Below are 7,968 nucleotides of genomic sequence, written 5' to 3' on the forward strand. Positions count from 1 at the left end.
TCGAGAGACATTCCTTTAAGACCCGTCCTGTGAGGCGGGGAAGGAGTTTGCTTGATGAGCAACGGCACGCCCGCGCCCGCCCACGAGACCGTCGACGACGACGCCAACGTGGTCCTCGGCGCCCCGGAGATCGGCCGGGCCCTCACGCGCATCGCGCACGAGATCCTCGAACGCAACAAGGGCGGCTCCGACGTCGTCCTGCTGGGCATCCCGACCCGGGGGCTCCCGCTCGCGCGGCGCCTGGCTCAGCGGCTCGTCGCCGTCGAGCCCGGGCTCGACCTGGAGCTCCTCGTCGGCAGCCTCGACGTGACGATGTACCGCGACGACCTCGCGCACCACCCCACCCGCAGCATCGGCGCCACCGACGTCCCGGGCGGCGGCGTGGACGGCAAGGTCGTGGTGCTCGTCGACGACGTCCTCTTCTCGGGCCGCACCATCCGGGCCGCGCTGGACGCCCTCAACGACCTGGGCCGACCGCGCGCCGTGCAGCTGGCGGCCCTGGTGGACCGCGGTCACCGCGAGCTGCCGATCCGCGCCGACTACGTCGGCAAGAACCTGCCCACCTCCACGAGCGAGCGCGTGCGCGTGCTGCTCGAGGAGTGCGACGGGCGCGACGCCGTCCTCATCGAGGGAGGGGTGCGATGAAGCACCTGCTGTCCACCGCCGACCTCGACGTGGTCGACGCCGTCCGGATCCTCGACACGGCGGGCTCCATGGCCGCGACGCAGGCGCGCGAGATCAAGAAGCTGCCCACGCTGCGCGGCCGGACGGTGGTGAACCTCTTCTTCGAGGACTCCACGCGCACGCGCATCTCGTTCGAGACCGCGGCCAAGCGGTTGTCCGCCGACGTCATCAACTTCTCCGCCAAAGGCTCCAGCGTGTCCAAGGGCGAGTCGCTCAAGGACACCGCGCTCACGCTGCAGGCGATGGGCGCGGACGCGGTGGTCATCCGGCACCACGCCTCGGGCGCTCCGCACACGCTCGCGACGTCGGGCTGGACGCACGGCGCGGTGATCAACGCCGGCGACGGGATGCACCAGCACCCCACCCAGGCGCTGCTCGACGCCTACACCCTGCGGCGCCACCTGGCGGGCCCCGGTGACGTCACCGGGCGGGACCTGGCCGGGCTGCGGGTCGCGATCGTCGGCGACGTGCTGCACAGCCGCGTCGCGCGGTCGAACGTGCAGCTGCTGCACACGCTCGGCGCCGAGGTGATCCTGGTCGCGCCACCCACGCTGCTGCCCGTCGGGGTGGGCGCGTGGCCGGCGCGCGTGTCGTACCACCTGGACGAGGTCATCGCCGACGAGAAGCCCGACGCGGTGATGATGCTGCGGGTCCAGCGCGAGCGGATGTCGAGCGCGGGCGGCGGGTTCTTCCCCAGCCCGCTGGAGTACACCCGCCGCTACGGGCTCGACGCCCGCCGCCTGGCGATGCTGCCGGAGCACGCGATCGTGCTGCACCCCGGCCCGATGAACCGCGGTCTCGAGATCTCGGCGGACGCCGCGGACTCGCCGCGCGCGGTGATCGTGGAGCAGGTGGCCAACGGCGTGGCGGTCCGCATGGCCGTCCTGTACCTGCTGCTCGCGGGCGGCGACGCCCCCGCCCGGGCCGCCGAGAAGAGCAGCACCGAGAAGAGCAGCACCGACGAGAAGGGCTCCGACGCGTGACGAGGAACTACCTGCTGCGGTCCGTGAGCCCGCTGGGCGACGAGACGACGGACGTGCTGCTGGCCGACGGCGTGATCGCCGCGATCGGCCCGGACGCGGCGGCGCAGGCCGCGCCGGACGCCGTGATCCTCGACGGGCGCGGGCTCGTCCTGCTGCCCGGCCTGGTCGACCTGCACACCCACCTGCGCGAGCCCGGCCGCGAGGACGCCGAGACGGTCCGCTCCGGCACCCGCGCCGCGGCGATGGGCGGCTTCACGGCCGTCCACGCGATGGCGAACACGACGCCGACGCAGGACACCGCGGGCGTCGTGGAGCAGGTGTGGCGGCTCGGCCGCGACGCCGGCTGGGCGGACGTGCGCCCCGTGGGGGCCGTGACGGTCGGGCTCGAGGGCGAGCGGCTGGCCGAACTGGGCGCGATGGCCGAGTCGGCGGCGCAGGTGCGGGTGTTCTCCGACGACGGGAAGTGCGTGAGCGACCCGGTGGTCATGCGCCGGGCGCTCGAGTACGTCAAGGCGTTCGACGGGGTCATCGCGCAGCACGCGCAGGAGCCGCGGCTCACCGAGGGCGCGCAGATGCACGAGGGCGTCGTCTCGGCCGAGCTCGGGCTGGCCGGCTGGCCCGCGGTCGCGGAGGAGGCGATCATCGCCCGCGACGTGCTGCTGGCCGAGCACGTCGGCTCGCGGCTGCACGTCTGCCACCTCTCCACGGCGGGCTCGGTGGAGATCATCCGCTGGGCCAAGTCGCGCGGCATCGACGTCACCGCCGAGGTCACGCCGCACCACCTCATGCTCACGGACGAGCTCGCGCGCGGCTACGACCCGGTGTTCAAGGTCAACCCGCCGCTGCGCACTCAGCGCGACGTCGAGGCGGTCCGCGAGGGCCTGGCCGACGGCACGATCGACATCGTCGCCACCGACCACGCGCCGCACACCCGCGAGGACAAGGACTGCGAGTGGGGCGCCGCGGCGTTCGGCATGACCGGGCTGGAGACCGCGCTCTCGGTCGTGCAGGAGACGATGGTCGACACGGGCAGGATGACGTGGGCCGACGTCGCGCGGGTGCTGTCGACCGCGCCCGCCCGCATCGGCCGCGTGAGCGACCACGGCCGCCCGATCGCCGTGGGGGAGCCCGCCAACCTCACGCTGGTGGACCCGCACGTCCGACGGCTCGTCGTGCCCGAGGACCAGGCCACCCACAGCGTCAACTCGCCGTTCCGCGGGCGCGAGCTGTCGGGGTGCGTCATCGCGACGTTCCTGCGCGGGCGCGCGACCGTCATGGACGGGTCGGCGTGCGACGAGAGCATCGTGGTCTCCTCGTGAGCCGTCAGGCCGTCTCGACGTTCGCCCTGGTCCTCGTGGTGCTGCTCGCATTCTGGGGCATGCGCGCGGGGTGGCAGGCGCGCACGCGGCGGACGTCCGCGCTGGTCCCGGACCTGCCCGCGGCGCCCGACGAGCTGGGCGCGACGCGGCTCGGCCCGCTCGACGCCACCTACGTCTCGACCACCCGGGCGGGCGACTGGCTGGACCGGGTCACCGCGCAGGGCCTCGGCGTCCGCAGCCCGGCGCAGGTCACGGTCTTCGACGCCGGCGTGCGGATCACCCGGCAGGGCGCCACGGACCTGTTCGTCCCGGCCGCGGCCGTGCGCGGCGCGACCGGTGCGCCCGGCATGGCGGGCAAGGTCGTCGGGGGAGAGGGCGTCGTCGTGCTCACGTGGCAGGCGGACGCCGCCGACCCCCGGGGCCTCGACACGGGCCTGCGACCGAAGCACGCCGCGGACCGCGAGCGGCTCGTCGAGGCACTCACGCAGCTGACCACGGGCGGCACGCCCGCGCAGGAGGAGAACTCATGACCGACGCAGTACTCGTGCTCGAGGACGGCCGGACGTTCACGGGCCGCCCCTACGGCGCCGAAGGCTCCACGCTGGGCGAGATCGTCTTCAACACCGGCATGACGGGCTACCAGGAGACGCTGACCGACCCGTCGTACCACCGGCAGATCGTCGTCATGACGGCGCCGCACATCGGCAACACGGGCGTCAACGACGAGGACGACGAGTCGGCGCAGATCTGGGTCGCCGGCTACGTCGTGCGCGACCCCGCCCGCCGCGCGTCGAGCTGGCGGTCGGTGCGGACGCTGGACGACGACCTGGTGGCCCAGGGCATCGTCGGGATCAGCGCGATCGACACCCGCGCCCTGACGCGCCACCTGCGCGAGCGCGGCGTGATGCGCGCCGGGATCTTCTCCGGCGCGGCGCTCCTGGACGAGCACGGCGAGCGCAAGCCGGACGACGAGCTGCTCGACGTGGTCCTGGCGGCGCCGGCGATGGCCGGCGCCGACCTGGCGGGCGAGGTCTCCACGGACGTCGCCTACGTGGTCGAGCCGGTGGGGGAGCACGTCGCCACGGTCGCCGCCGTCGACCTGGGCATCAAGGCCATGACCCCGCAGCGGATGGCCGAGCGGGGGATCCGGGTGCACGTGCTGCCCTCGAGCGCGACGATCGACGACGTCCTGGCCACGCAGGCGGACGGCGTCTTCTTCTCCAACGGCCCGGGCGACCCGGCCGCGGCCACCCACGAGATCGACCTGCTGCGCGACGTGCTGGACCGCCGGATCCCGTTCTTCGGCATCTGCTACGGCAACCAGCTGCTCGGCCGCGCGCTGGGGTACGGCACCTACAAGCTGGGCTACGGCCACCGCGGCGTGAACCAGCCGGTGATGGACCGCCGCACGGGCAAGGTCGAGATCACCGCGCACAACCACGGCTTCGCGGTCGACGCTCCGCTCGACGGCGAGTCTGTCGCGCCGCACGACGGCGGCCGCTACGGCCGGGTGGTCGTCAGCCACGTGGACCTCAACGACGACGTCGTCGAGGGCCTGGAGGCGCTCGACCTGCCCGCCTTCTCGGTGCAGTACCACCCGGAGGCGGCCGCGGGCCCGCACGACGCCGCGTACCTCTTCGACCGATTCCTCGACCTCATGAAGCCCCGACCGACCGACGAGAAGGGTGCCGCCTGATGCCCCGGCGCACAGACATCAGCAGCGTCCTGGTCATCGGGTCCGGCCCGATCGTCATCGGCCAGGCCTGCGAGTTCGACTACTCCGGGACGCAGGCCTGCCGCGTGCTCAAGGAGGAGGGCCTGCGGGTCATCCTGGTCAACTCCAACCCGGCCACGATCATGACGGACCCCGAGTTCGCCGACGCCACCTACGTCGAGCCGATCACCACGGAGATCCTCACCACGATCATCGCCAAGGAGCGCCCGGACGCGATCCTCCCGACGCTGGGCGGCCAGACGGCCCTCAACGCGGCGATCGCGCTGGACGAGGCCGGCGTGCTGGAGAAGTACGACGTCGAGCTGATCGGCGCCAACATCGCGTCGATCCAGAAGGGCGAGGACCGCGAGCAGTTCAAGGAGGTCGTGGCGGTCTGCGGCGCCGAGAGCGCGCGCTCCGCGATCGTGCACACGATCGAGGACGCCCTCGCGGCGGTCGACGACCTGCGCTACCCGGTCGTCGTGCGCCCGTCGTTCACCATGGGCGGCCTCGGGTCGGGGATCGCGTACGACGAGACCGACCTGCGCCGGATCGTCGGCCAGGGCCTGCACTACTCGCCGACCACCGAGGTGCTCCTGGAGGAGTCCATCCTCGGCTGGAAGGAGTACGAGCTCGAGCTCATGCGCGACAAGCACGACAACGTCGTGGTCGTCTGCTCGATCGAGAACGTCGACCCCGTCGGTGTGCACACCGGTGACTCCGTCACGGTCGCCCCGGCGCTCACGCTGACCGACCGCGAGTACCAGCGGCTGCGCGACATCGGCATCGCGGTCATCCGCGAGGTCGGCGTCGACACCGGCGGCTGCAACATCCAGTTCGCCATCGAGCCGTCCACCGGCCGCGTCGTCGTCATCGAGATGAACCCGCGGGTGTCCCGGTCGAGCGCGCTGGCCTCCAAGGCGACCGGGTTCCCGATCGCCAAGATCGCCGCCAAGCTGGCCGTCGGGTACACGCTGGACGAGATCCCCAACGACATCACGGGCGGCTCGACGCCGGCGTCGTTCGAGCCCACGCTCGACTACGTCGTGGTCAAGGTCCCGCGGTTCGCGTTCGAGAAGTTCCCGGCCGCCGACGACACCCTGACGACGACCATGAAGTCGGTCGGCGAGGCGATGGCCCTGGGCCGCAACTTCACCGAGGCGCTGGGCAAGGCCATGCGGTCGATCGACAAGAAGGGCTCGGTGTTCCACTGGGCCGGCGACGCCCTGGCCGGCGACGCGCTCGAGGCGCTGGTCGCGACGATCTCCCGGCCCACCGAGCACCGCCTGGTCGACGTCCAGCAGGTGCTGCGGTCCGGCGTCCCGCTGGAGCGGGTCTACGAGCTCACGGGGATCGACCCCTGGTTCCTCGACCAGATCCAGCTCGTCAACGAGGTGGCCGAGCAGACGCGCACCGCCGACGCCCTGACGCGCGACGTGCTGCTGCACGCCAAGCGCCACGGCCTGTCGGACGCGCAGATCGCGACGCTGCGCCGGACGTCCGAGGACGCCGTGCGCCGCGCCCGCCACGCCGTCGGGCTGCGCCCGGTGTTCAAGACCGTGGACACCTGCGCCGCCGAGTTCGCCGCGAGCACGCCGTACCACTACTCCACCTACGAGGAGGAGACCGAGGTCGCGCCGCGCACCCGCCCGGCGATCCTCATCCTCGGGTCCGGCCCCAACCGCATCGGGCAGGGCATCGAGTTCGACTACTCGTGCGTGCACGCCGCGCTGGCGCTCAAGGGCGAGTTCGAGACCGTCATGGTCAACTGCAACCCCGAGACCGTCTCCACGGACTACGACACGTCCGACAGGCTGTACTTCGAGCCCCTGACGTTCGAGGACGTGCTCGAGGTCTACACGGCCGAGCTCGCCGCCGGGCCGGTCGAGGGCCTCATCGTCACCCTCGGCGGCCAGACGCCGCTCTCGCTGGCCCAGCGCCTGCTGGACGCCGGCCTGCCGATCCTCGGCACGTCTCCGGCCGCGATCGACGCCGCCGAGGACCGCGGGGAGTTCGGCAAGGTGCTCGAAGCGGCCGGCCTGCCCGCGCCGGCGTTCGGCACGGCCACCACGCAGGCGGGCGCCCGCGACACGGCACGTCGGATCGGCTTCCCGGTCCTGGTCCGCCCGTCGTACGTGCTGGGCGGACGGGGCATGGAGATCGTCTACGACGAGCCCCAGCTCAACGAGTACGTGCAGCGCGCGCTGGACAACGCGGCCGACGGGGGGCGCGCGGGCACGCTGCCGCCGCTGCTCATCGACCGCTTCCTCGACGACGCCATCGAGATCGACGTCGACGCGCTCTTCGACGGCACCGAGCTGTTCCTCGGCGGCGTCATGGAGCACATCGAGGAGGCCGGCATCCACTCCGGCGACTCGGCGTGCACGCTGCCGCCGGTGACGCTCTCGGCCTCCGAGCTCGAGCGCATCCGCCTGTCGACCGAGGCGATCGCGCGCGGCGTCGGCGTGCACGGGCTGCTCAACATCCAGTTCGCGCTGGTCTCCGACGTGCTCTACGTGCTCGAGGCCAACCCGCGCGCCTCGCGCACGGTGCCGTTCGTCTCCAAGGCGACCGGCGTCTCGCTGGCCAAGGCCGCGGCCCTGGTCATGGCCGGCCGCTCGATCGCCGACCTGCGCGCCATGGGCATCCTGCCGGTCGACGACGCGAGCGTGCTCGACCTCGACTCGCCGATCGCGGTGAAGGAGGCCGTGCTGCCCTTCAAGCGGTTCCGCACCAAGGAGGGCGTCGTCGTCGACACCGTGCTCGGCCCGGAGATGCGCTCGACGGGCGAGGTCATGGGCTTCGACGTGGACTTCCCGACGGCGTTCGCCAAGTCCCAGGACGCGGCGTTCGGCGGCCTGCCGACCGGCGGCCGGGCGTTCATCTCGGTGGCCGACCGCGACAAGCGCTCGATCGTCTTCCCCGTCAAGCGGCTCGCGGAGCTCGGCTTCGAGATCCTGGCGACCGAGGGCACCTCGGCGGTCCTGCACCGCAGCGGCATCGCCTCGACCGTGGTCCGCAAGTACTCGTCCGGCCGCGGCGCGGCGGGGGAGCCGACCATCGTCGACCTCATCACCGCCGGGGAGGTCGACATCGTCGTGAACACCCCGTCGGGGCAGGGCGCTCGCGCGGACGGCTACGAGATCCGCGCGGCGACCGTCGCGGCCGACAAGGCCATGGTGACCACCGTCCAGCAGCTCGGCGCGGCCGTGCAGGCCATCGAGGCGCGCCAGGCGGGCCCGTTCCGCGTGACCAGCCTCCAGGAGCA

At 72.6% G+C, this 7,968-nt stretch carries 6 protein-coding genes; all 6 read left to right on the forward strand.

What is annotated here, in order from left to right; all coding sequences use genetic code 11:
• Positions 1 to 54: 54 nt before the first annotated feature.
• Positions 55 to 645: a bifunctional pyr operon transcriptional regulator/uracil phosphoribosyltransferase PyrR gene (gene pyrR / locus AB5970_RS17485; protein WP_370505222.1), complete on the forward strand. Its 591-nt coding sequence runs from the start codon at positions 55 to 57 to the stop codon at positions 643 to 645.
• Entirely contained in the window at positions 642 to 1,667 is a 1,026-nt protein-coding gene (locus AB5970_RS17490) for an aspartate carbamoyltransferase catalytic subunit (protein WP_370505223.1), read from the forward strand. Before pyrR ends, AB5970_RS17490 begins: the two co-directional genes overlap by 4 nt.
• On the forward strand, positions 1,664 to 2,986 hold the full coding sequence (locus AB5970_RS17495; protein ID WP_370505224.1) for a dihydroorotase: 1,323 nt from the start codon (positions 1,664 to 1,666) through the stop codon (positions 2,984 to 2,986). Before AB5970_RS17490 ends, AB5970_RS17495 begins: the two co-directional genes overlap by 4 nt.
• Positions 2,983 to 3,516: a hypothetical protein gene (locus AB5970_RS17500; RefSeq protein WP_370505225.1), complete on the forward strand. Its 534-nt coding sequence runs from the start codon at positions 2,983 to 2,985 to the stop codon at positions 3,514 to 3,516. The genes AB5970_RS17495 and AB5970_RS17500 overlap by 4 nt, the downstream gene beginning before the upstream one ends.
• Positions 3,513 to 4,682 (forward strand): glutamine-hydrolyzing carbamoyl-phosphate synthase small subunit, encoded by a 1,170-nt coding sequence (gene carA, locus AB5970_RS17505; RefSeq protein WP_370505226.1) that lies wholly within the window; start codon positions 3,513 to 3,515, stop codon positions 4,680 to 4,682. The genes AB5970_RS17500 and carA overlap by 4 nt, the downstream gene beginning before the upstream one ends.
• A partial coding sequence (gene carB, locus AB5970_RS17510; RefSeq protein ID WP_370505227.1) for a carbamoyl-phosphate synthase large subunit occupies positions 4,682 to 7,968 on the forward strand: 3,287 nt, incomplete at its 3' end. The genes carA and carB, both read left to right, overlap by 1 nt.

The organism is Cellulomonas sp. ICMP 17802 (genome assembly GCF_041295535.1).
Lineage (GTDB): Bacteria > Actinomycetota > Actinomycetes > Actinomycetales > Cellulomonadaceae > Cellulomonas.

What these genes read in the sequence shown, in the direction of transcription:
- pyrR (WP_370505222.1), top strand. Translation starts at nt 55, where the DNA reads ATGAGCAACGGCACGCCCGCGCCCGCCCACGAGACCGTCGACGACGAC.
- AB5970_RS17490 (WP_370505223.1), top strand. Translation starts at nt 642, where the DNA reads ATGAAGCACCTGCTGTCCACCGCCGACCTCGACGTGGTCGACGCCGTC.
- carA (WP_370505226.1), top strand. Translation starts at nt 3,513, where the DNA reads ATGACCGACGCAGTACTCGTGCTCGAGGACGGCCGGACGTTCACGGGC.